This is a genomic window from Yokenella regensburgei, assembly GCF_003634235.1.
GTDB lineage: Bacteria > Pseudomonadota > Gammaproteobacteria > Enterobacterales > Enterobacteriaceae > Yokenella > Yokenella regensburgei.
In genome coordinates this window covers 48077-70869 of the sequence record NZ_RBIZ01000003.1, presented here as the reverse complement: position 1 = coordinate 70869, position 22793 = coordinate 48077, and the positions used below count along the sequence as shown (strand labels likewise).

The window sequence follows — 22793 nt, the reverse complement described above, 5'->3', positions numbered from 1 at the left end:
GCGGCTAATAAGCCGCCTTTTTCAATCATATAATACGATTGGTTTTAAAATCGCGCAGGAAGCCGCCCCAGCGTCGTTCATAGAACGGCGTGATGTGCTCAGTAAGGAAGTGGCTGACGCCCTTCTCACCCTTCACCACCTGACAGATATCAATCGGCTCGTCGCCCGGTAAGGTATCCGTCGCCACGCTTCCGGCGGCGTGAATGATCTCTTCGATATCCCCGTCCGCTTCAATCCCAATCAGCAGGTTCGACTGCTCGTCGCTGCGCTCTTTAATGGAGCACAGGAACGCACGCTTCACTGATTTGTGGGTTTTAAACAGCGTGGTCAGCGAGTCAATCATCTGCGCTGGCGGCTCGGCTACTTCAGACAACAGTAGCGAAGAACCACCTTCCAGCACTTCCTGAGTGCTGAGCGGATTGCCCTCTTCGCCAATCAGCAGGCTGATTTCACGCGGGGTAAACTCTTTGCCGGTTGCGAGTTTAGCGTTGAGGAACAGCGTTTCGCCGAGCGTCATTTCGAACAGGGTACGCACCGGCATCACGACAAATGCCTGCTCCTCTTCCACCGCCTGCTGCAGCGCTTCCAGCGAAGAGAAAAACGGGATAACCGTCGTACCGTCTTCTTTTTCCCAGTGCTGCAGATCCAGCGCACTGTCTTCGACAATTTGCTCACCTTCCGCTGCGGTTCCCGGCACCCACACCGTGGACTCGAGCAGCGTACGGAAAAATGCCGGACGATGCGCCGCTTCAGTGGCGGCTTTCTCCAGCAGGGTTTCTAATTCGTTTTTGGTTTCGGACATAAGACCACAAATTCAGTAGTGACTCTATGGCGGGGAAACGAAGCGCCCCCGCCAATATTTTTCCGGATGGCGCTACGCTTATCCGGCCTACGCGGTCAGCAGGTTCGCGATAGTGCGCACACCAAGGCCCGTTGCCCCGGCTGCCCACTGCTCTACGGCTGCTTTGCGATAGGTTGCGGAGCAGTCGATGTGCAGCCAGCCTTCGTGATAATTTTCCACAAAATGCGACAGGAAACCGGCTGCGGTGCTGGCACCCGCCGGGAAGGCTGCGCTGGCGGTGTTGTTCAGCTCTGCAAAGTTAGACGGCAGCTGGTTACGGTGGAATTCCGCCAGCGGCAGACGCCAGAACGGCTCGTTCTCCGCCGCCGCGCTCGCCATCAGGCGATTCACCAGCTTGTCGTCGAAGCTGAACAACGCATGGTAGTCGTTACCCAGCGCGGTTTTCGCCGCACCGGTCAGCGTTGCGGCGTCGATCAACAGCTCCGGCTTCTGCGCAGAAGCGTCAATCAGGCCATCAGCCAGCACCAGACGGCCTTCGGCGTCGGTGTTCATCACTTCTACATTTTTACCATTGCGGTAATGAATGACATCGCCAAGCTTAAAGGCGTTGCCGCTTACCATGTTATCCGCACAGCACAGGTACAGCTTCACGCGCTTGTTAAGGCCACGGGTAATGGCAAATGCCAGTGCCCCGGTCACCAGCGCCGCGCCGCCCATATCAGACTTCATCGAGTCCATGAACGCGCTCTGCTTCAGGCTATAACCGCCGGAATCAAAGGTAATGCCTTTGCCCACGAGGCAGGCGAATACCGGTGCGTTCTCATCGCCGGTCGGGTTGTAGTCGAGCGCCAGCAGTACCGGAGCACGCTCAGAGCCACGGCCCACGGTGTGGATCCCCATGTAGTTCTGCTCGCGCAGATCTTCACCCTTGGTGATACGGTAGCGAACGTTGTCGCAACCAACGCTGCACAGCAGATCAACTGCACGCTGCGCCAGCTGGGACGGGCCCACGTCTTCCGCAGACGCGTTGATGATGTCACGCACCCAGTCGATAATCTGCAGGCGGCTTTCCAACTCTTTCTGCTGGCTTTCGCTGAGGTTGGCCCACTCGATTTGACGGCTGCCTTTCGGCCCTTTGTAGCCTGCCCAGAAGGCCCAGCTACGATCGATATCCCAGCCCTCACCCGCAAGTGCGACATGCTTAATACCCATGCCGTCAACTTTACGCGCCGCGCGCTGGATAAGACCTAAATCATCTTTGCCGTTCAGGTGTAGGGTAATGCCATCATTGTTGATGCTGTAGCTGGCTTTCTCACCCCAGCGTGCATCAGCGGGTTGAGTCGTCAACGTAATCTTCATCGCAGTAGTCATTATTTTTATCCTTATTAGCAAACGGGCCGCCAGAAGGCAGCCCGCAATATGAATTATTCTGCTTCATCTAACCAGACTAACAGAATCGCCTCCAGAATTTTTTCATTGGATGCGTTCGGTTCATCATCAAAATCTTCCAGGTCGCAGATCCACTGATGCATATCCGTGAAGCGAACGGTCTTCGGATCGAGATCCGGGTATGCGTCGTACAACGCTTCGCCGATTTCGCGGCTGTCGGTCCATTTCAGTCCCATAGATCAATGCTCGCGTGCGTGGTTGATAGTGTAGCGTGGGAATTCCACGACCAGATCTTCATCGGTCACCAGCGCCTGGCAGCTTAAGCGACTGTCCGGCTCCAGACCCCATGCTTTATCCAGCATGTCGTCTTCGTCTTCCGAGCTTTCCGCCAGGGAGTCAAAACCTTCACGCACAACGCAGTGGCAGGTGGTGCAGGCACAAGATTTTTCGCAGGCGTGTTCCACTTCGATACCGTTACGCAGGGCAACGTCGAGAATGGTTTCACCGGTATTCGCTTCCAGGACAGCGCCATCCGGACAGAGGTCCGCATGAGGCAAAATTACAATCTTTGGCATATTAAACCTCGTCCACGGAATGGCCTTTCAGCGCGGTACGAACAGATTTGTCCATCCGGCGAGCAGCAAATTCCTGGGTTTGCTTGTCTACGTTTTTAATGGCTTGTTCAATAGCATCGGCGTCATCGTCCTGGGCAACCACGCTAAGGTGCGCGGCGGCTTCGTCGATAAGCTGACGCTCTGCGGCGCTTAACAGCGCGGCATCAGCGGCCAGAGCACCATTGAGGCTCTCCAGCACGCGGGCGGCTTCCACTTTCTGCTCGGCAAGCATACGCGCTTTCACGTCCTGCTCGGCGAAGCTCATGGAGTCCTGAATCATTGACGCAATTTCGGTGTCGGTAAGACCGTAAGACGGTTTCACCTGAATAGCAGCCTCCACGCCGGTGGATTTCTCCATCGCCGTGACGCTCAGCAGACCGTCGGCATCGACCTGGAAAGTAACGCGAATATGCGCCCCACCGGCCGGCAGGGCCGGGATCCCACGCAGCGCAAAGCGCGCCAGCGAGCGGCAATCCTGCACCAGCTCACGCTCACCCTGCATGACGTGGATAGCCATCGCGGTCTGACCGTCTTTGAAGGTGGTGAACTCCTGCGCGCGGGCCACCGGAATGGTGGTGTTACGCGGGATAACCTTCTCGACCAGGCCACCCATGGTTTCGAGACCCAGAGAGAGCGGGATAACGTCGAGCAGCAGCATTTCGCTGTCCGGCTTGTTACCCACCAGAATGTCGGCCTGAATCGCCGCGCCGATGGCCACGACTTTATCCGGATCGATGGCGGTCAGCGGAGTGCGACCAAAGAACTCGCCCACGCGCTCACGCACCAGCGGGACACGGGTGGAGCCGCCAACCATCACGACTTCCAGTACCTCTTCGGCTTCAACGCCCGCATCTTTCAGCGCGCGGCGACAAGAAAGCAGCGTGCGCTTCACAAGCGTAGCGATGAGGTCATTAAACTGTTCGCGGGTAACGGTGCCTTCCCAGCCAGCAACGGCAACGCGAGTCTCTTCGGCGTCGCTCAGCGCAATTTTAGCGGACGTCGCGGCATCGAGGAACTGGCGCTCAATGCGCGCATCGCTGCGATCGCTGATACCCGCCTGCTCGCGCAGGAGTGAGGCCAGCAGGTGGTCGAAATCGTCGCCGCCGAGGGCGGAATCACCGCCGGTTGCCAGCACTTCGAACACACCGCGGCTTAAGCGCAGAATCGAAATATCAAAGGTGCCGCCACCGAGATCGTAAACGGCAATCACCCCTTCCTGACCGGAGTCGAGGCCGTAGGCAATCGCGGCCGCCGTCGGCTCGTTCAGCAGGCGCAGAACGTGCAGCCCGGCGAGACGGGCCGCGTCTTTGGTGCCCTGACGCTGTGCATCGTCAAAATAGGCTGGAACAGTAATGACCACGCCATCCAGCTCGCCTTCCAGCGTTTCGGTGGCACGTGCCGCCAGCGCTTTCAGGATATCGGCGGAAACGCGAATCGGGTTAACCACGCCGGAAGCTGTATCGATCATCGGCAGGCCGTTTTCACTTGCCTTAAGCTGATACGGCAGATGCGGGTAACGCGCCTCAATATCGGCAAGCGAGCGACCCATCATGCGTTTGACGGAGCTTACGGTATTCGCCGGATCCTGTGCCGCGGTCTCGCGAGCCTTATAGCCCACGATATGACCATCCGCGTGGTACTGCACCACGGACGGCAGGAGATGGCGACCTTCACCGTCGGCGAGGGTTTCCGCCTGGCCGCTGCGTACGGTCGCGACCAGGGAGTTGGTGGTGCCTAAGTCAATGCCCGCCGCCAGACGACGCTGGTGCGGCGCGGCGCTCAGACCCGGCTCACTAATCTGTAATAAGGCCATAATTGCTTCCGAAATTAAAAATCGAGCAGCTTTTCTTCGAGTTGTTCAGCGCTGCTTTGCAGTTTATCGAGAAAACGAAGCTTACGCACAGTGTCCGCTGCTACGTCCCACGTCTCGTTATCCAATTGCTCCACCATCAGCTGATGGCGGTCGTTATACATGCCTTTGACTCGCTTCATGAAGGCGGTAAGACGGGCTTCGTCTTTTGCCTGTTCAATCTCGTCGAGCTCTTCGCGAAGCTCCAGCTGCTCCATCAGGAACGCGGTATCGCGAACGGTGTGCTGCTCGCTCGCTAAATCAAAACCGTGCAGCGAGAGCATATACTCCGCGCGGGCAAGCGGGTGGCGCAGCGTCTGCCAGGCCTGGTTGATGGTCGCCGACTGCTGAACGGCAGCCAGTTGCTCAGACTGCGGGCGGCTGGCGAATTTATCCGGATGGAACTGGCGCTGCAGATCCTGGAATCGCGTCGCGAGAAGTTGCGTGTCGAGCTGATAGCGGGTCGGCAACCCAAAGAGGGTGAAGTAATCCATAACAATCTCAGGGTTAACGTGGTAAAGCAAACCCCACACGAGGTGGGGTTATCGGGAGATGCACTTAAACGTGGAAACTTTCGCCGCAACCGCACTCATCTTTCACGTTCGGGTTAGTAAACTTAAACCCTTCGTTGAGGCCTTCTTTAACGAAGTCCAGCTGAGTGCCGTTGAGGAATTGCAGGCTTTTACCATCGACAACCACCTTCACGCCCTTGTCTTCGAACACGGTATCTTCAGCAGAAGGTTCGTCAACAAACTCCAGTACGTAAGCCATGCCTGAACAGCCCGAAGTACGTACGCCTAAGCGCAGGCCGAAGCCTTTACCACGGTTAGCCAGGAAGGAATTTACTCGTGCTGCAGCACTGTCGCTAAGGGTAATCGACATAAAAGACCTCAACTATTTATTATTTTGCTTCACGTTTGCTTTTGTAATCCGCAATCGCGGCTTTGATCGCATCTTCTGCCAGGATAGAGCAGTGAATTTTCACCGGCGGCAGTTCGAGTTCGTCTGCGATATCGGTGTTTTTAATCGCCTGCGCTTCGTCCAGGGATTTGCCCTTCACCCACTCGGTAACCAGCGAGCTGGAAGCAATCGCTGAGCCGCAGCCGTAGGTTTTGAAACGCGCGTCTTCAATGATACCTTCATTGTTGACTTTAATCTGCAACTTCATCACGTCGCCACAAGCCGGTGCACCGACCATGCCGCTACCCACGCTCTCATCGCTGTTGTCGAAAGAACCGACGTTGCGCGGATTCTCGTAATGATCGATAACTTTTTCGCTGTAAGCCATGATTGAATTCTCCTTATATACCGATTAGTGATGTGACCATTCAATGGTGTTCAGATCCACGCCCTGCTTGAACATTTCCCACAGCGGAGAAAGGTCACGCAGACGGCCGATGGAGTTGCGAACCAGCTTGATGGTGTAGTCAATCTCTTCTTCGGTAGTGAAACGACCTAAAGAGAAACGGATAGAACTGTGCGCCAGCTCATCGGTCATACCCAGCGCGCGCAGCACGTAGGATGGCTCGAGGCTTGCAGAAGTACAGGCAGAACCAGAGGACACGGCCAGGTCTTTCAGGGCCATGATCAGCGACTCGCCTTCAACATAGTTGAAGCTGACGTTCAGGATGTTCGGAGCGCCCTGCTGCAGGTCGCCGTTGAGGTAAACCTCTTCCATATCCTTCACGCCGTTCCACAGACGGTCACGCAGAGTGCGCAGGCGCGCCATCTCGGTGTCCATCTCTTCTTTCGCAATGCGGTAGGCTTCGCCCATGCCCACGATCTGGTGAACGGGCAGAGTACCAGAACGCATGCCGCGCTCATGACCACCGCCGTGCATTTGCGCTTCGATACGGATACGCGGTTTACGACGAACGTACAGCGCGCCGATACCTTTCGGTCCGTAGATTTTGTGGCCAGAGAAGGACATCAGATCAACTTTCAGCTGGCTCAGATCGATAGGCAGTTTGCCCACGCTCTGGGTCGCATCAACGTGGTAGATGATACCGCGCGCACGGCACATTTCGCCGATAGTCGCGATGTCCTGTACCACGCCGATTTCGTTGTTCACGTGCATGATGGAAACGAGGATGGTGTCGTCACGCATCGCCGCTTCGAGTTCTTTCAGGTCAATGATCCCGTTGCTTTGCGGCGCCAGGTAGGTCACTTCAAACCCTTCACGCTCGAGCTGACGGCAGGTGTCCAGCACGGCTTTGTGTTCGGTTTTGCAGGTGATGATGTGCTTGCCTTTTTTCTGATAGAAGTTGGCAGCACCTTTGATCGCCAGGTTGTCAGATTCGGTCGCACCGGAGGTGAAGACGATTTCACGCGGGTCGGCACCCACCAGTTCAGCAATCTGGTTACGGGCAATATCTACCGCCTCTTCGGCCTGCCAGCCAAAGCGGTGAGAACGAGAGGCCGGGTTACCAAAGGTTCCGTCCAGGGTCAGAAACTGCATCATTTTCTCGGCAACACGCGGGTCCACCGGCGTGGTTGCGGAGTAGTCGAGATAGATAGGTAATTTCATTGCTCTTAAACTCCGTACATCACTCAATGCAAGGAACCAGGCAACCGACCTGATGTACGGCCGTATTAACGGGGCACGGATGCCCCGGCCTGGCTCTAAATCTTTATAATTTTTACCCGAAGGTCATTACGCACGCAGTTTGACGTTGATCGCGTCCTGAGTGCGGTTGCTGCGATGGGATTCGTGGCTATGCTGACGACCGGAAACATCAAGGATTTCCTGGTTATTGACCAGTTCACCCAACGTGATGTTGTTCAGGAAGCTGGTCAGGCGATCGCTCAGATCGCGCCACAGCGCGTGCGTCAGGCACTTATCGCCGCCCTGACAGCCGCCTTTACCCTGACAACGGGTAGCATCAACGGATTCGTCAACAGCGCTAATCACTTCGCCAACAGCAATGCTGCCCGCATCTTTACCTAACAGATAACCGCCGCCTGGACCACGTACGCTGGAAACCAGGCCATTTTTACGCAAACGGGAGAACAGCTGCTCCAGGTAGGAAAGCGAAATTCCCTGACGTTCTGAAATATCTGCCAACGGAACCGGGCCCGATTCGGAGTTGAGCGCAACGTCCAGCATCGCGGTCACGGCATAACGCCCTTTAGATGTCAGTCTCATGTCTTACTTAACCTCAAACTCGCCCCTGCCCGGGGTTTTTTATAGTAAAATGGGGGTATTGCATAGCAGGGCCAAGTCTGACATTCCTGACTAAATTGGTCAACTATTTACTTGACTAAATTAGTCAGGTATTTAGCGATCCGTGCGCTCTTTATTCATCTGTTCAATCGATGCCAGCATCCCGCGCAGGATGTTCAATTCCTGGCTTTCCGGACGCGCGCGGGTGAACAGACGGCGCAGTTTGTTCATCACCTGCCCCGGGTGACTTTCGCGGATAAAGCCGGTCGTCAGCAGGGTTTTCTCAAGGTGTCCGTAGAAACGTTCGAGATCGTCAACCAACGGATACGGCGTCTCTTCATGCTCAGCGCTTTCACCTTTCTCCTGCGTCGCCAGCCAGGCCATACGCACTTCATAGGAGATTACCTGCACCGCCATCGCCAGGTTCAGGGAGCTGTACTCCGGGTTCGCGGCAATCGCCACATGATAGTGGCACTTCTGCAGCTCATCGTTGGTTAAGCCCACGCGTTCACGGCCGAACACCAGCGCCACCGGCGCATGTGCACCTTCCGCGACGCTTTTCAGCCCGCATTCACGCGGATCCAGCATCGGCCACGGCAGCGTGCGGGAACGCGCACTGGTACCGACCACCAGGCTACAGCCTGCCAGCGCTTCGTCAAGTGTATCGACGATTTGTGCGTTACCAATCACATCGCTGGCTCCGGCGGCCAGGGCGATAGCCTGAGAATCTGGTTTCACCAGCGGATTCACCAGCCACAGATTCGTTAAACCCATGGTTTTCATAGCGCGGGCGACAGAGCCCATGTTGCCGGTGTGAGAGGTTTCCACCAGCACGATTCGAATATTTTGCAGCATAGTTTTTCAGCGTCTGAAGATTATTCGCCGATATTACCATAAGTGTGAGACATATTCCGAACTCGCTGCTATACTCTGCGCCGTTTTAGTTTCCCCGTTCTTTAACATCCAGTGAGAGTGACCGATGCAACATCCAATGTTGACCATCGCCGTGCGCGCAGCGCGCAAGGCGGGTAATGTAATTGCCAAACACTACGAAATGCCGGACAGCGTAGAAACCAGCCAGAAAGGCAGCAATGATTTTGTGACCAACGTCGATAAAGCCGCAGAAGCGATTATTATCGAAACTATTCGCAAATCTTACCCGCAGCACACCATCATCACCGAAGAAAGCGGTGAGCATGAAGGCGAAGATCAGGATGTTCAATGGGTTATCGATCCACTGGATGGCACCACCAACTTCGTAAAACACCTGCCGCATTTCGCCGTATCTATCGCTGTACGCATCAAAGGCCGTACTGAAGTCGCGGTTGTTTACGATCCGATGCGTAACGAACTGTTCACCGCAACCCGCGGTCAGGGCGCTCAGCTGAACGGCTACCGTCTGCGTAACAGCACCGCTCGCGATCTGGACGGCACCATTCTGGCGACCGGTTTCCCGTTCAAAGCCAAACAGCACGCTACCGCGTACATGAATATCCTCGGCAAACTGTACACCGAATGCGCTGACTTCCGCCGCACCGGTTCTGCAGCCCTGGATCTGGCCTACGTTGCCGCCGGCCGCGTTGATGGTTACTTCGAGATTGGCCTGAAGCCGTGGGATTTCGCTGCTGGTGAACTGATTGCTCGTGAAGCTGGCGCGCTGGTGTGCGATTTCACCGGTGGTCACAACTACATGACGACCGGCAACGTGGTGGCTGGTAACCCGCGCATCGTGAAAGCCATGCTGGCTAACATGCGTGATGAGCTGAGCGAAGCCCTCAAGCGTTAATCTGTTGTGGTGCCGGATGCGACGCTGACGCGTCTTATCCGGCGCTTTTAAAACGGTCTTAATCCCCTTCCCACCGGCACCACACTCATCCACATCACGACCGCTGCCGCCAGTAAGATCACGCCTCCGGCTAATGCCAGCGTTGCTAACCCCACCTGCCGCCACAATACCGGTGCACTGCTGCCGCTTAGCCTGACCGCCAGCTGGCGAAAACTGTGTACCAGCAATGCCAGAGATGAAATGGTGATTGAGGTTCCGGCCGCCATTGCCAGCGCCGAGGCCACCCCCCAGCTAAACACGCCAATCACTTTACTGAAGAGCAGCACCATAATTGCGCCCGAGCAGGGCCGCATCCCCATCGATAACACAATCATCAGCCTGGCGCGCCAGTCGTTGCCCTGGGCCGACTGCTCCGGCGAAGGAAGATGTTGATGCCCACAGCCGCAGTGTTCATGGTGCACATGCTGGATCGTAAAAGCTTTAAATACCGGCTTACGCAGCAGCACACGCAGTTTTTTCACCGCCCGCCAGCAGAGCATCAGCCCCAGAACACCCACCAGGGCATAGCTACCGCGTTCAAGCCAGAAGCTGCTGAGGTGCAGCTGCCGTGCTGGCAGCTGCAGCAGCGTCAGCACCACAACAACCAGCGCTACCGCCACCACCCCCTGCAGCAGTGAAGCCGCGAGCGTCAGCCCAATGCTTGATTTCAGCTTCGAGGGATGGGTCGCAAGCCAGGTGGTGATAACAATTTTCCCATGCCCCGGCCCGAGCGCATGCAGTACGCCATAGATAAAACTGAAAATGAGCAACGACCAGCCCGCCTTATGGGGGTTATCCGCCACCGCTTTCAGAAGCCCGCTCATTTTCAGATTTAGCTCACGCTGCCAGACAATGCTTTTCATCATCACCTGCGGCCACATCTGCCACAGCACGATACCTGCCGCCATCATCAGCACCAGCCCAAGTGCCAGCGGCCAGAGTTGCCACCAGCGTTTTGTCCGCCCAGAGCCTGCAGAGATTACTGACATTTAAGCGTTACCTTTTGTGCAAAGTACTGACCCAGCTCCATGTCTTCCGGCGGAGCGTCGGCTTTATCCAGGGACAAGGCATAGGTGGTCATTTTCTCGTTAGGCTCCGGCGTGGTGAGCGTCACCCGGCAAGCGTTTTGTTGCGCCGCTGGCAAACTAATATCGTGGTCGTTCTTCCACGTCATATCAACGTAGTAAGTGGGATCATAGGTTGAAAAAGTATAGGTTTGCCCCGCCAGCGGTTGCGGCTCTGCCAGCGGCAGCGTAAAGGTCAGCACCGCCTGATGCCCTTCCCGGGCAAGCCCATAGCCGTCGGGCCGGTTCTCGAACTTCACCTTCTTTCCGTTGTGCCAGACTTCAGTGAAGTAGTGCTGCCCCAGCACATTCGCCATCACCTCTGCCGCGAGCTTTTTCCAGACTTCATCCCCCGGTTTGGCATTCCCCGCATCATAGAGGAGATCCGCCGAGGTGATTTCATCCATCTTCCAGCGCATGGATAAGCCGGTAAACTGGCCGTTTTTCACCACCACTCCGGTCTGGATATCAATAAAACTGTGCGGGTGCGCCAGGGCAGGTAATGATAAAACCATGAAAAATGCGCTAACGACGCATTGTTTCACTCTGTTCATGTCTTCCTCACGTGAAAAATTCTGTGAACTACGCCAGCAATCCTTGCGCAAACACCGGCGGGTGCGCTTTCGCTATTCGATCCTTTCACTATTCTTATCAAAAACCCCTAACTGGAACCATACAGATGATGAATATGATTGAAACGCCATCTGTGCTTTCCAGTCCGCAGCGCCGCTGCCAGATGCTGTTGATGCTGTTGCTGTCAGGCAAGGCACTCAGTCGGGGATCCATCAATCAGATTAATCAGGCTGATGATGAGGTCACTCTGGAGGATATTGCCGATACTGGCGAAGAGCTTCGCCGCTACCATCACCTCGCCATCACAACAACCGCTGACGGCGGCTACCGGATTGAAGGTACGCCTCTCGACCAGCGCCTGTGCCTGCTGCACTGGCTGCGTCGCGCGCAGCGCCTTTGCCCGGCATTTATAAGCCACCAGTTTACCCCGACGCTCAAAACAATGCTTAAACAGCAGGGGATCGCCCGTACGCTGTATGATGATACCAATCTTCATGCGCTGATTAACCGCTGCGCGCGGGGTTTGCAGCGCCAGTTTGAGTGTCGTGACGTGCAGTTTCTGCGCCTCTATTTACCGTATTGTCTACTGCAGCACCACCAGGGCCAGACGCCCGACTTTAGTATTGCCCAGCAGCTGTGGACTCAGGCGCGCGGTGAGTATCAGATGGCAGCAGAAATTCTGCGTCACTGGCGGCGACGTATCGCTCAGCCACCGCACCATAATGAGCACTACTTCCTGGCGCTGTTGTTTATGATGCTGCGCACACCGGACCCGGTACACGACGGGCACCAGCACGACAGACGTCTGCAGCAGGCAATCTTCCGCCTGATTGCTCGCTTTCAACTGCTGGCAGGCCGTCGCTTCAGCGATGAGCAAAGCCTGCGTGACCAGCTTTACATCCATCTTTCGCAGGCGCTGAATCGCTGCATGTTCAACATCGGCATTGATAACAGCCTGCCGGATGAAATTCTGCACCTCTACCCACGGCTGATGCGCACCACGTCACTTGCGTTACAGGATTTCGAAGCAGATTTCGGCATTCGTTTTCCGCCGGAGGAGTCGGCGCTGGTAGCGATAATTTTCGGCGCCGGGCTGATGCAGGAACGTGATTTGCAGGAAAAACAGGTGGTGCTGCTGACGGGAGACAACCCGCAGCTGGAGAGCGAAATTGAGCAGCAACTGCGCGAATTAACCCTGCTGCCGCTCAACATCAAATATCAGTCAGCAGAAAGCTTCCAGAAACAAGGTGTGGCAAAAGGCATAGCGCTTATCGTCACCCCTTATGCCATCGCTCTGCCGCTGTTTTCGCCGCCGCTCATCCACGCAGGTGAACCCCTGAGTGAGCATCAGCAGCAGCATATCTGTAAGATGCTGGAGTCCTAAACGGTTGCAGCCCTGAACTCAGGCTCCACCGTCTCAACCCTCTTCATTTCCGCAAGAGGTGCTGTGCTCTCTCTCATAATGACTTCATGCGCAAAAATCTTTGAATAGGCCGAGCCAGGATCCCCTTCTATTTTATTTACCAGCAGTTGCACCATCGTTTGGCCAATCAGCGTGTTGGGTAAATTTACGGTACTTAACGCAGGGGAGCTGAACTTCGCCAGGGCCGTATTGCCGAAGCCAATAACGGAGATATCTGTTGGAACGGATATCCCCATTTTTTTCGCCTCACGAACAACACCCAGCGCCGCCGTATCGCTCTGGCAAAAAATCGCCGTCGGCCGTTCAGGTAAGTCCATCAACGTAGAGAACGCATTTTTCCCTGCCTCATAGGTGAGGTCACTATTAATGACAAAGCGATGATCGCATTCGAGCTGATAGCGTTGTAGTGCGCGTGTGTAACCATGCAACAAATTACGCGTCGTTTGCCCCTGATCCTCACCTAAGATACAGGCAATCTGCGTATGCCCCAGGTGAAAGAAATACTCCACAACTTCAAAAGCAACCGCAAGGCTATCAACATGAAGTGATGGAACACGACAACTTAGTGAAAACTCATTTGCCATGACCATAGGGATAAGCTTCAACTCATCTACTTCATCAATTTTGCAAGGAATAGTAAGACCTAAGAGCAACAGACCATCCACCTGTGTGGCTCGAGTTAAGTTAACGATATCTTCTACCGAACATTGTGGTTGCCCCACATTATTGATTAGCACTTTAAAGCCATGTTGCGCGGCGTTTATCTCTATTCCATCAATGGTTTCTTTGATTAAATGTAAAGAGAGACTTCCAATAACAACCAGTATTATTTTAGGCTGTTCTGGATTTATAATTCTTTTAACTTTATGGGTTGCGTACCCAATAACGGTTATTGCTTTTTCAATTCTCTGCAGCGTCTTTACTGCAACTTTTTCAGGGTGATTTAAGGCACGCGACACAGTCGCCACGGAGACACAGGCCTCAATAGCGATTTCCTTCATCGTTTTAGTACTTCCCTTCATTACAACCTTCTTTGAATTGATACTCACTCTGCCATTATCACCTTACCAACATACGGTAAATGTCGGTGTTTTTGGGCATAATCCAGGCCATATCCCACGATAAATTCATCTGGAATACTCAAGCCAATGTATTTGACCTCAACATTGATTACTCGCCGTGATGGTTTATTAAACAACGCACAAATTTCTAACGACCTTGGTCTTTTTTGCATCAAGTAGTCGCAGACCTGACTCAGGGTGATCCCCGTGTCTATAATATCTTCTACGATGAGTACGTGTTTATTCTGAATCTCTTCACTTAAATCTCTGATAATGTCGATTTTATGCGAGGAAGACATACCATCCCCATAACTCGAAACCGTCAAGAAATCGATGCTGTGCCCTACGCCAATTTGGCGAGAGAGATCTGCCATAAAGATGAATGAGCCACGCAACAATCCCAAAACCACTAAATTGTTGTCTTCGCCGCTATAATCCTTTTCAATCTGACGACCCAGTTCGATGACGCGGTTACGGATCATAGATTCCGGGATTAATTTTTCCACCGTATATTTCATATTTTTGAGATAACCTACCAACAAGTTAATGTAAACATTTAAATCATTACAACTTCGCTTATTTCTGTGCATTACTTTGCACTGAGTCACAAAATTTATTCAGGTAATAGCTTATCTTGTTCCACTATACTTGTCAGAGTCACATCAATTCCTCAATTGTATAAAATAAAACAAATCGATCTGTTAAAAACGAGGTCTCATCCCGCCATTACGACCATTGACTAAAAATAAACATGTTAATCACTATCTAAAAATACATATATTTTTAATGAAATATGAGCTTTCGTCATACGGATGATGTAGTCACTAATCAGAGATAGTCTTACCCACTCACAATGAATGGACGGAGGTCTAATCTCTTAGTGTTATTGACTAAGAATTATTCTCACCTTACACCTTAAAAGCAGTTGATAATTTCACTTACCAACCTGGCTATCCTTCTTAATTACATTACTTTCATAACCCAACACAATGTTTATTTGCAAACATACTGTCACTTTAAAAAACAATCAGTTACTGAGACTTTATTTATTAATTAAAAAAAGAACCAATTCAAACATGCAAAGAACGTTATTCTTGAATAGTCATTTATTGTGTTATTTTGAACATAATTATATCTGGAATAACCAAAAAAAATGGTTAGACTTCCCCAGCGTAGTAAAGCACACACTATATACACATCTTCTAATATACCCCATGAAACACATATTAAATTTACAACTTTACAAGGAAGGGACTCCTTCCTCATAACCCCCCTGATAGCGTGTTTGCCAGGATGAACTGCGGCGCATAGTTCCTTCATACCAATGATTGTTGGTGGGCACCTATTTTGACAGAGTAATTACGCAAGTTGTGGAAGCGTAAGGAAATAAGGATTGTATTATGCCCGAGAAAAATGAAGCCATAACTATTATTGGCGAGGCAATTAAGGACTGTGGGTCATCATGTCTGATTTACCGAAAGAAAAGACAGCGTTTTGATGTTGAGAGCCATCAGCAGATATTTTACCTGATTCAGGGAAGTGTCAATGTTTACAGAAAGTCTGATGACGTCTTAACCAACACAGTCACTGGCCCAGCAATTCTTGGATTACTGCAGATGAAGATGAAAGAAAAAACTCACTATTTCAGATGCGATACGGATTGCGAGATGTGGAGTTTATCAATACATGACACCAATGCTATATTTAATGAAAAAGATCTATGGGGCTATGCCTTTGACTTGCTGACTCATTCAATATACCAATGGTATCGCCGATCCAACATGATCGAACAAAAAGATGTATATAGTATCGTTGTTCAGCACTTGAAATATATTTGGGAAATGAGCACTGAGTCGAGGACCCAGACATCAATTTACTCGTTCATTCTACGTCGAAGCCATATCTCCCGTAGTTCAATTCATAAGGCTATTTGCATTTTAAAAGAGGAAGGCGTTGTCAAAGTAAACCGTGGGAAATTACTGGAACTTTCAATCAAATGATTTTTCACAAACGATGGAAAATGATTAGCACAGAGGATGCTATGCACGGATAAGAGCCATGCATAGCATCGGGATGACTAGACTGCCGCCACTTTCGGGCGGACAAACAGTGCCGGAACGGCCACCAGCGCCATCACCAGGAACACGCCCTGATGTAAATGCTGGTAGAGGAACCCGGCGAAAACGGTCATCACGGCAATACTCCCCCCCATCGCCACCGCGGAGTACACCGCCTGCAGGCGAATGACTTCCCGGCTCTGGCGCGCCGATATGTAGCGCATCGCCGCCAGATGGCAGACGGTGAAAGTACCGCAGTGGAGGATTTGCACCACAATCAGCCACGGCAGTTCGGTGGTCCAGCCCATGAGTCCCCAGCGCACAATGCCGCAAACGGCGGAGAGCAGCAGCAGGTCGCTGGCGCTGAAGCGACGGAACACTTTCTTGCTCAGCGCGAAGATAACCACTTCCGCCACCACGCCCAGCGACCACAAATAACCCACCGCCGAGGCCGAGTAGCCCGCCTCCTGCCAGTAAATCGCGCTGAAGCCATAGTAGGCCGCGTGTGCGCCCTGCAGTAAACATACACAAGCGAGGAAACGCCCATTCTGGGTTATCAGCAACCGCCAGTCGGGGCCAGCCCCCTCTTCGTGATGATGACTTTCACCCTGCGGCGCCACCGACGGACGCAGCAGCATGCCGAGCAGCATCGATACCAGACCAATGCTGAGCAGCGCCAGAATCGCCCGGTAATCGAACATGCTCACCAGTTTTCCGGTCAGCGCTGAACCAATCACGAAAGCGACGGATCCCCATAGCCGTACCCGGCCATAGTCCATGGTGATTTGCTTTTGCCAGGTATTTGCCAGCGCATCGGTGAGCGGTACCAGCGGTGAGAAGAAGAGGTTGAAACCGACCATCACCACCATCAGCCACGCGACCTGGGTTCCCGCCCAGAAAGCGAGGGCAAACAGCAGCGTCAACAGAGCAAGAACCCGCAGGGCGGTAATCAGACGTGAAGGGGAGCTGACCCGAGGGGCAATCAGCAGGCTTCCCAGAAAACGGGCGACCAGTCCGGCACCAAGCAGCACGCCGATAGTCTCCGGGGTCAAACCAGTTCCGGCAAGCCAGACGCTCCAGAACGGTAGAAAAACGCCATAGCAAAAAAAGTAGGTGAAGTAACTAAGCGCCAGCCAGCGCGTGGAGTGCAAGACCATGATTCCCTCCCAGATGGTGGCGATAGTCTGGCGATAAACACTGGCGGGCGCAAGATGCTGATTAACACTGGATTAACACGATTATGCTGCTGAAGTAGCCATTATCGTCATCGCAAAGCGGGCCGACTCGCCCTTTTGCAGCATCAACAAACCCGGCTGACCCGGCTGACGGTGGGCGTTAACCGGGTGGCTCTGCGGCTCGAGGCACAGGAATGGTTGACCCGACATTCTGAACAGCATCAGCCACGGAGTTTGCGCGAGAAGCGTGATGCACATCACATCATCCAGCAGGCGAGCCTGTCCGTTCCAGCCGGAATAACAGACGTTAAGCCATTCATCACATCCCGACTGTGGCTGGCTGAAATCGGCCGCAGGCGGCAGTATCGGCTGCCATTCGCGAGGAAGATGATCCTCCCCTTCCGGCCAGTAACCGCTGGCGCTGAACTGCGCCCGGGTGCCCGATGAAAACGGAAACCACGGATGAAAACCTAACCCATAGAGCATCGGGCGTTCACCCCGGTGAGTGAGGTGCAGTTCGGCCTGCAAGGCGTTTTCAGTCAGCGTGTAGCGAAGCCGGGCCTGGTAATCAAAGCCACAGTCGTGCTGGCTTTCAATCTGCAGCTCACAGCCATCGGCGCTCTGGGCCACCACCTGCCAACGCTTTAACCAGCCATCACCATGCAGGAAAAACTGTGCGTCAGCCGGGCTTTGCGGCAAAATGACTTCCCGCCCCTGTAGCCAGAAACGGTTCTCGGCCACCCGGTTTGCCAACGGCAGCATGGGGAACAGCGCACCCGGCTCGGCGGCCTCGTACAATACCGGACGCTGGAAGGTACGGGAGAACAGGCTCAGTACCCTGCCCCCCTGCGGATCAACGCGCATCTGCAGATGCGCGTTTTCCAGTGTAATAATCTCGCTCATCAGCGCAGTGATTCCCGGTTCACGCCAGAGGTGGGTTTCTGATGCAGCCTGGCCAGGCGGGCTTCCAGCGCCTCAAGGGTGACGCCTTTGGTCTCAGGAACATGACGCAGGATGTACAGATAACCCATCGCGCAGATAACGCCGTACAGCAGGAAGCTCCCGGCCGCCCCAAGACTCGCGTTCAGCAGCGGGAAGCTGTATGTCAGCAGGAAACAGGCCACCCACAGCGCCAGCGTACCGAGCGACATCGCCAGACCCCGCACGCGGGTCGGGAAAATCTCTGACAGCAGCACCCAGGTTACCGGCGCCAGCGTCAGGGCGTAAATGGCAATCGCCGCCAGCACCAGAACCAGCACCGGCCAGCCCATCACGCCCATCGCATACGCACCCGCTATCAGCACATAAATGAGGGTAAGGCCAGACGCGCCCAGCAGCATCAGCTTGCGGCGGCCGATCTTATCCACCAGCGGCAGCGCGGCAATGGTGAAGACCAGATTGATGATCCCGGTTGCCACAATCGACTTAAGCGTGCCGTTAATGTCAAACCCGGCAGAGGCGAAAATCTCCTGCGCATAGTTGAAAATAACGTTGATCCCGCACCACTGCTGGAACACCGCCAGCACCATACCGATGATAACAATCGGCTTGATCTGCGGCTGCAGCAGCGTGGAATACGCAACCTTGTGATTATCCTGCTGCAGCGTCTGTCCTATCTCCTGCAACGTCTGCGCGGCATAGGCTTTTGAACCAATACGCTCCAGCATAGCTCTGGCTCGTTCTGGTTTCCCGGCCTTCATCAGCCAGCGCGGTGATTCCGGCACAAAAAACATCAGCACCAGGAATGCCAGCGCCGGAACCAGCTCGGCACCGAACATCCAGCGCCAGCCTACCTGGCCGTTCCAGGTTTCCACCAGCATCTGCTGAGTTGCGCCACCCGGCACCGGATCGGCAATCATCAGATTCACCAGCTGCGCCGCCAGTACACCAATCACGATGGTCAACTGGTTAACGGCGACAAAACGTCCGCGCTTTTCCGCCGGGCTGACTTCCGCGATGTACAACGGGCTGAGGGCTGAGGCAAGACCGATCCCAACGCCGCCGACGATGCGGTAGATAATGAACATGTCGAAATTGCTGGCAAGGGCGGTGCCGAGCGCCGAGGCGCTGAATAAAATTGCCGAGAAAATAAGCGGCAGGCGACGCCCCAGTTTATCGGCGCACCAGCCGGAAATCAGCGCGCCGAACACGCATCCGGCCAGCGCCGAGCTCATCGCCCAACCTGACTGCGCCGGGTCGGTAATCGAGAACCAGGCTTCATAAAACGGTTTTGCCCCACCAATCACGACCCAGTCGTAACCAAACAGTAATCCACCGCAGGCGGCGACCAGACAAATCGTCCAGACGTAGCCCATATTGAGTTGTGTCTGCGCATTGTTCATAGATGTTCCTCTTATTTTATAGGGAAACGCAGGTAACAGAGGGTGGTGGGCGAGAACCGGCCTCGCCCACGTGATGTGTTATGCGAAAATTCCGCAGATCAGCGCATGGCGAAGCAAATGCACTTTGTCATGAGCCGGGTTAATCGCCAACAGGCGCGTCATGACGTCCTCGCAGGCGGTGACATTTCCTTCGCCAAGGTAGCCAAGCGCCTCGATAAACAGGCAGTGCTGACGGTGGCGATGAGAAGGCGGCGTATCCAGCACCACCAGATCCGGCAGAGAGACCGCGAAGAAGTCAGCATCCGGAATGGCATCCTGATGCGCGCTCACCCATTCACCAAAGCCACGGAACAGACGTTTGGACTGCGCATGGTGGCCCAATGCCCGCAGCGCCATCCCCTGCCAGAAGAGATAATCCGCCGGCTGGTCGTTGTAATAGCGACCGGCGTCGAGGCTTCCGTCACCCAGGGACGCCTGGCGGAAGTGATGCTGCGCAAGCTCCTGTTCTCCGGCCTGCAGAGCGCAATAGCCGAGCAGATACCAGATATCGTTGTCGGTTTGCCCCGGCAAACGCCCTTCGCCCAGGTTATGCGGGTAACGCAGCGCCGCGGTCAGCAGCGACTGCGCGGTGCCCCACTCCCCGGCCGCTATCGCTTCCAGCGCCCGGTGCTGCTGGTTCAGCAGATACTGACCCGTCACCTTCCCCTCGCCCCCTTCCCAGGGGTGGAACTCGCGCGCCTGCAACACCTGTGCCGCCGCCGCATAGTTGCCGCTGCCGTTCCACAGGCTCAGCAGTTCGGCGGTCAGATCGTCACGCTTGAGCGCCACCGACTGCTTACTTTCCAGACGAGCCAGGCGAGTTTCCATCGGCTCACCGAGCTGTTTGTTAAGGAAATCGAGTTCAAACAAGAAGCGGGCGTTATCCGGCTCAAGTTCTACCGCACGCTGCATCGCCGCCTGCGCCTGGCGAGCATCCTGATTTTTGTTCCAGGCATAAATGCCGAGCAGACGATGAGCGGGTGCGAAGTCCGGACGCTGCTCAAGCGTTGCCCGCCAGCAGGTCACCGCAGCGTCATAGCGTCGTTTGCTGTACCAGAAACAGCCGAGCAGATAGCGGGCGAAAGGTGCATCGTCCAGCGCCTGCAGCATCTGTACTTCATCAAGTGAGTTCGGGAAACGCACCCGGCTGCCGTGGCGGACTTCCGCTTCAGCGATGAGCTGCTGACGCACGCTGACTTCGTCCGTCAGCGACGCCTGCCAGAGAAGCGGCAGCGTCTCCGGGCTTTCGAGCGCGGCAAGCATTTCGCGAGCGGCAGCATACTGACCAAGAGAGCTCAGCCAGCCCGCCAGCAGACAGGCGTTAGCCCCGCGCTGCCCGGTAACGTTACGCAGCGCCGCAAGCGCCGATGCTTCACCGCTGATGGCCCAGCGGGCGTAATAGAGCGTGTAGTTCAGAGGATATTGCTCAAGCGCACCGGCGATATACGTAAGCGCAGCGTCCTTGCTCTGCTGCTGCGCCAGAGCCAGCGCCTTCAGGCCCATCGCCAGCGTGTTGCTGCCGTTAAACTGCAGGCTCTGCTCAACATGCGCCAGCGCCTCCTGCCAGTGGTTCGTCTTCGCTGCAAGACGCGCCAGCGACCACCAGGCCGCATCGCGGCAGTTCCCGCTCCAGCTGGCTTTAAAATAGTGTTCGCGAGCCGTCGCATCGTCACCCTGGCGCTCCAGCGCCGCCGCCAGCAGCATACTGGCCTCGCCATCGCGCGGGTTTTTATTCAGACGATGCGCCCGCGCCAGCGCTGCTCGCGCGCATTGTTCCGCCAGCAGCCAGTCGGCGCTGTTCAGCGCCAGGGTGCCGAGCGCCACGTTATTGCGATAATCCTGCGGGTCCAGCTCCAGCGCCCGACGATAGTAATCTGCGGCAAAGCGGCTGGCGTGGTTGTATTGCTCCAGATGCTGACCAATGAAATAGAGCTCATCAAGGTTACTGATGTTTTCGGGCATCGCCGGGGCGCTGGCGGGATCCGGCAGCGGTGTTTCTTCTGCGATATGTTCCTGATAGTCAAGCAGCGTGTCGCCGTTTGCCGCGCGAACGCTGAGCGTCAGCCGCTGCGGCCAGCGGTCATCGAGGGTTTCCTGCCAGCTTTCACCCGGCTTAAGCGACAGCGCCATTTCCCACAGCGGTGAATCATCGGCGCTGAGTTCGACCACAACGTCATTCAGCGACGCAATGGCATAAACCCCGAGACGGAGCTGCCCCCCCTCACGCTCAAGTTTGATTGCCAGAGTGGTACTGGCGTTCTGCACCGTGCCCAGTTCGCTGTACGGCAGGAAGTTCTGCACAAAGACTTTCTCTTCATACGGGGCAAGCCAGGTGAAATCAGGCTGATTATCGGTGAAAACGCCGGTCATGAGCTCAATGTACGGGCCGTTCTCATCGGTCAGATTACGATCCCACGCCTGACCGAAGTCGCCGTAGCCCCATGACCACTGCTTTTTACCCGGAGAGATGTGGTGATCGGCGACGTGCAGCAGACCGCCGCGTTCGCCGTGGTGATAAGCCCCCACGAAGTCGTAGTCGGATTTCTCCGCCATGTAGGAAGTCGGTACCGGGACGTTTTTGTAGCGGGAGATATCCACCCCGGCCGAGTAGTCCACCTTGTAGTAGGTGCCGGTCGCAATCGGAAACGCCGAGACGTCGCGCTTGCCGTGGTCAAAGACCGCGGTAACGTCCGGTGGGAACACGCTCTGATGGTCGTCGCCCCCTTTCACCGCCGGGTTCGCCCACCACAGGAAGTGGCGCGGTGTGGCGTTGCCGTTGAACACTTTGCCGGTGATTTCAATCAGCGCTTTATCCGGGTAGAGCGTGAAGCCGGTCATTACCTGCAGGCCGCGCATCGGTTCGGCCTCGCCCATCCACACCGTCTGCGCGCCACCTTCACGGCTTTGGATAGTGAAATCGACCGGCATAAAGGTGGTCGGTCGATGGTGCTGTGGCCAGTTGAATTCGATACCGCCGGAGATCCATGGCCCCAGCAGACCGACCAGCGCCGGTTTCACAACTTCGTTGTAATAGACAAAATCGCGCTGCTGCACCTTATCGAAGGCGCGATGAATGCGTCCGCCAAGCTCTGGTAACAGCATGACGCGAATAAAATCGTTCTCCATCCACACGGCCCGGTATTCGCGCATTTCGCGCTGGCCGGTCAGCGTATCGATAACGCCGTAGGGATAGACCGCGCCGGAAGAACCCTGATAAACGCGTTTTTCCAGAAACATCGGGTTGGTGTCTTCCGCCCCGGTTGTCCACGTGGGGAGTGAAAGCGTCTCCTGCCACACTTTTACTGAACCGTACATGCTGCTCTCCACTAAATAAAGTAAAGTGAAATGAAATGATACGGCGAGTGTAGTGGGCAACATTGCGCAGGAAACAGGCGATGCTCACGCATTACAGTTAAG

General features: G+C 54.9%; 22 protein-coding genes. 3 read left to right on the top strand and 19 right to left on the bottom strand.

Going from position 1 to position 22793, the window contains the following annotated elements:
- Nucleotides 1–25: 25 nt before the first annotated feature.
- The 11 genes from sseB to trmJ all read right to left on the bottom strand — a co-directional run bounded on the left by sseB (nt 26) and on the right by trmJ (nt 8672).
- Nucleotides 26–802, bottom strand: coding sequence for an enhanced serine sensitivity protein SseB (sseB, locus tag C7387_RS00390; protein WP_120815819.1), 777 nt, complete (start codon nt 800–802; stop codon nt 26–28).
- An 87-nt stretch (nt 803–889) separates the two neighbouring features.
- Nucleotides 890–2173 (bottom strand): aminopeptidase PepB, encoded by a 1284-nt coding sequence (gene pepB, locus C7387_RS00385; RefSeq protein WP_038254949.1) that lies wholly within the window; start codon nt 2171–2173, stop codon nt 890–892.
- Between the two features lie 53 nt (nt 2174–2226).
- Nucleotides 2227–2427 carry a Fe-S cluster assembly protein IscX gene (gene iscX / locus C7387_RS00380; RefSeq protein WP_006821171.1) on the bottom strand — a complete coding sequence of 67 codons (201 nt, stop codon included), beginning with the start codon at nt 2425–2427 and terminating at the stop codon, nt 2227–2229.
- A gap of 3 nt (nt 2428–2430) precedes the next feature.
- On the bottom strand, nt 2431–2766 hold the full coding sequence (fdx, locus tag C7387_RS00375) for an ISC system 2Fe-2S type ferredoxin (RefSeq protein ID WP_006821172.1): 336 nt from the start codon (nt 2764–2766) through the stop codon (nt 2431–2433).
- Between the two features lies 1 nt (nt 2767).
- A complete protein-coding gene (gene hscA, locus C7387_RS00370; protein WP_006821173.1) occupies nt 2768–4618 on the bottom strand; it encodes a Fe-S protein assembly chaperone HscA in 1851 nt (616 codons plus the stop codon).
- 14 nt (nt 4619–4632) lie between these two features.
- On the bottom strand, nt 4633–5148 hold the full coding sequence (hscB, locus tag C7387_RS00365) for a co-chaperone HscB (RefSeq protein ID WP_038254950.1): 516 nt from the start codon (nt 5146–5148) through the stop codon (nt 4633–4635).
- A 64-nt stretch (nt 5149–5212) separates the two neighbouring features.
- Complete coding sequence (gene iscA / locus C7387_RS00360) at nt 5213–5536, bottom strand: iron-sulfur cluster assembly protein IscA (protein ID WP_038254951.1); 324 nt, start codon at nt 5534–5536, stop codon at nt 5213–5215.
- A gap of 19 nt (nt 5537–5555) precedes the next feature.
- On the bottom strand, nt 5556–5942 hold the full coding sequence (gene iscU / locus C7387_RS00355) for a Fe-S cluster assembly scaffold IscU (protein ID WP_005120408.1): 387 nt from the start codon (nt 5940–5942) through the stop codon (nt 5556–5558).
- 24 nt (nt 5943–5966) lie between these two features.
- Nucleotides 5967–7181, bottom strand: a complete 1215-nt coding sequence (gene iscS, locus C7387_RS00350; protein ID WP_006821176.1) for a cysteine desulfurase — start codon at nt 7179–7181, stop codon at nt 5967–5969.
- 126 nt (nt 7182–7307) lie between these two features.
- Nucleotides 7308–7799 (bottom strand): Fe-S cluster assembly transcriptional regulator IscR, encoded by a 492-nt coding sequence (iscR, locus tag C7387_RS00345; RefSeq protein WP_006821177.1) that lies wholly within the window; start codon nt 7797–7799, stop codon nt 7308–7310.
- A gap of 132 nt (nt 7800–7931) precedes the next feature.
- Entirely contained in the window at nt 7932–8672 is a 741-nt protein-coding gene (gene trmJ, locus C7387_RS00340; protein WP_006821178.1) for a tRNA (cytosine(32)/uridine(32)-2'-O)-methyltransferase TrmJ, read from the bottom strand.
- A 124-nt stretch (nt 8673–8796) separates the two neighbouring features.
- On the opposite strand from trmJ, the gene suhB reads away from it, so the two are divergent.
- Nucleotides 8797–9603 (top strand): inositol-1-monophosphatase, encoded by an 807-nt coding sequence (gene suhB, locus C7387_RS00335; protein WP_087943292.1) that lies wholly within the window; start codon nt 8797–8799, stop codon nt 9601–9603.
- Nucleotides 9604–9650: 47 nt separating this feature from the next.
- Here suhB and C7387_RS00330 read toward each other — a convergent pair whose 3' ends face one another.
- Nucleotides 9651–10631 (bottom strand): nickel/cobalt transporter, encoded by a 981-nt coding sequence (locus C7387_RS00330; RefSeq protein WP_120815818.1) that lies wholly within the window; start codon nt 10629–10631, stop codon nt 9651–9653.
- Entirely contained in the window at nt 10622–11260 is a 639-nt protein-coding gene (locus tag C7387_RS00325) for a DUF1007 family protein (RefSeq protein WP_038254953.1), read from the bottom strand. The genes C7387_RS00330 and C7387_RS00325 overlap by 10 nt, the downstream gene beginning before the upstream one ends.
- 125 nt (nt 11261–11385) lie before the next feature.
- Between C7387_RS00325 and csiE the strand changes: the two genes are divergently transcribed.
- Nucleotides 11386–12663, top strand: coding sequence for a stationary phase inducible protein CsiE (csiE, locus tag C7387_RS00320; protein WP_120815817.1), 1278 nt, complete (start codon nt 11386–11388; stop codon nt 12661–12663).
- On the opposite strand, the gene C7387_RS00315 is transcribed toward csiE, so the two are convergent.
- Together C7387_RS00315 and hpt are read right to left on the bottom strand one after the other, a co-directional pair.
- Nucleotides 12660–13724: a LacI family DNA-binding transcriptional regulator gene (locus tag C7387_RS00315; protein ID WP_120815816.1), complete on the bottom strand. Its 1065-nt coding sequence runs from the start codon at nt 13722–13724 to the stop codon at nt 12660–12662. The genes csiE and C7387_RS00315 overlap by 4 nt on opposite strands.
- A 23-nt stretch (nt 13725–13747) precedes the next feature.
- Nucleotides 13748–14281: a hypoxanthine phosphoribosyltransferase gene (gene hpt / locus C7387_RS00310; RefSeq protein WP_006821185.1), complete on the bottom strand. Its 534-nt coding sequence runs from the start codon at nt 14279–14281 to the stop codon at nt 13748–13750.
- Between the two features lie 882 nt (nt 14282–15163).
- Between hpt and C7387_RS00305 the strand changes: the two genes are divergently transcribed.
- Nucleotides 15164–15763 carry a helix-turn-helix domain-containing protein gene (locus C7387_RS00305; RefSeq protein ID WP_120815815.1) on the top strand — a complete coding sequence of 200 codons (600 nt, stop codon included), beginning with the start codon at nt 15164–15166 and terminating at the stop codon, nt 15761–15763.
- Between the two features lie 77 nt (nt 15764–15840).
- Here the strand turns inward: C7387_RS00305 and C7387_RS00300 are convergent, their stop codons facing one another.
- The 4 genes from C7387_RS00300 to C7387_RS00285 all read right to left on the bottom strand — a co-directional run bounded on the left by C7387_RS00300 (nt 15841) and on the right by C7387_RS00285 (nt 22691).
- Entirely contained in the window at nt 15841–16977 is a 1137-nt protein-coding gene (locus C7387_RS00300) for a 3-phenylpropionate MFS transporter (protein ID WP_006821187.1), read from the bottom strand.
- A gap of 81 nt (nt 16978–17058) precedes the next feature.
- Nucleotides 17059–17898 carry an aldose 1-epimerase gene (locus C7387_RS00295; RefSeq protein WP_120815814.1) on the bottom strand — a complete coding sequence of 280 codons (840 nt, stop codon included), beginning with the start codon at nt 17896–17898 and terminating at the stop codon, nt 17059–17061.
- Entirely contained in the window at nt 17898–19337 is a 1440-nt protein-coding gene (locus C7387_RS00290; protein ID WP_006821189.1) for a sugar porter family MFS transporter, read from the bottom strand. Before C7387_RS00290 ends, C7387_RS00295 begins: the two co-directional genes overlap by 1 nt.
- Nucleotides 19338–19415: 78 nt before the next feature.
- Nucleotides 19416–22691: a DUF5107 domain-containing protein gene (locus tag C7387_RS00285; protein ID WP_120815813.1), complete on the bottom strand. Its 3276-nt coding sequence runs from the start codon at nt 22689–22691 to the stop codon at nt 19416–19418.
- Nucleotides 22692–22793: the final 102 nt, after the last annotated feature.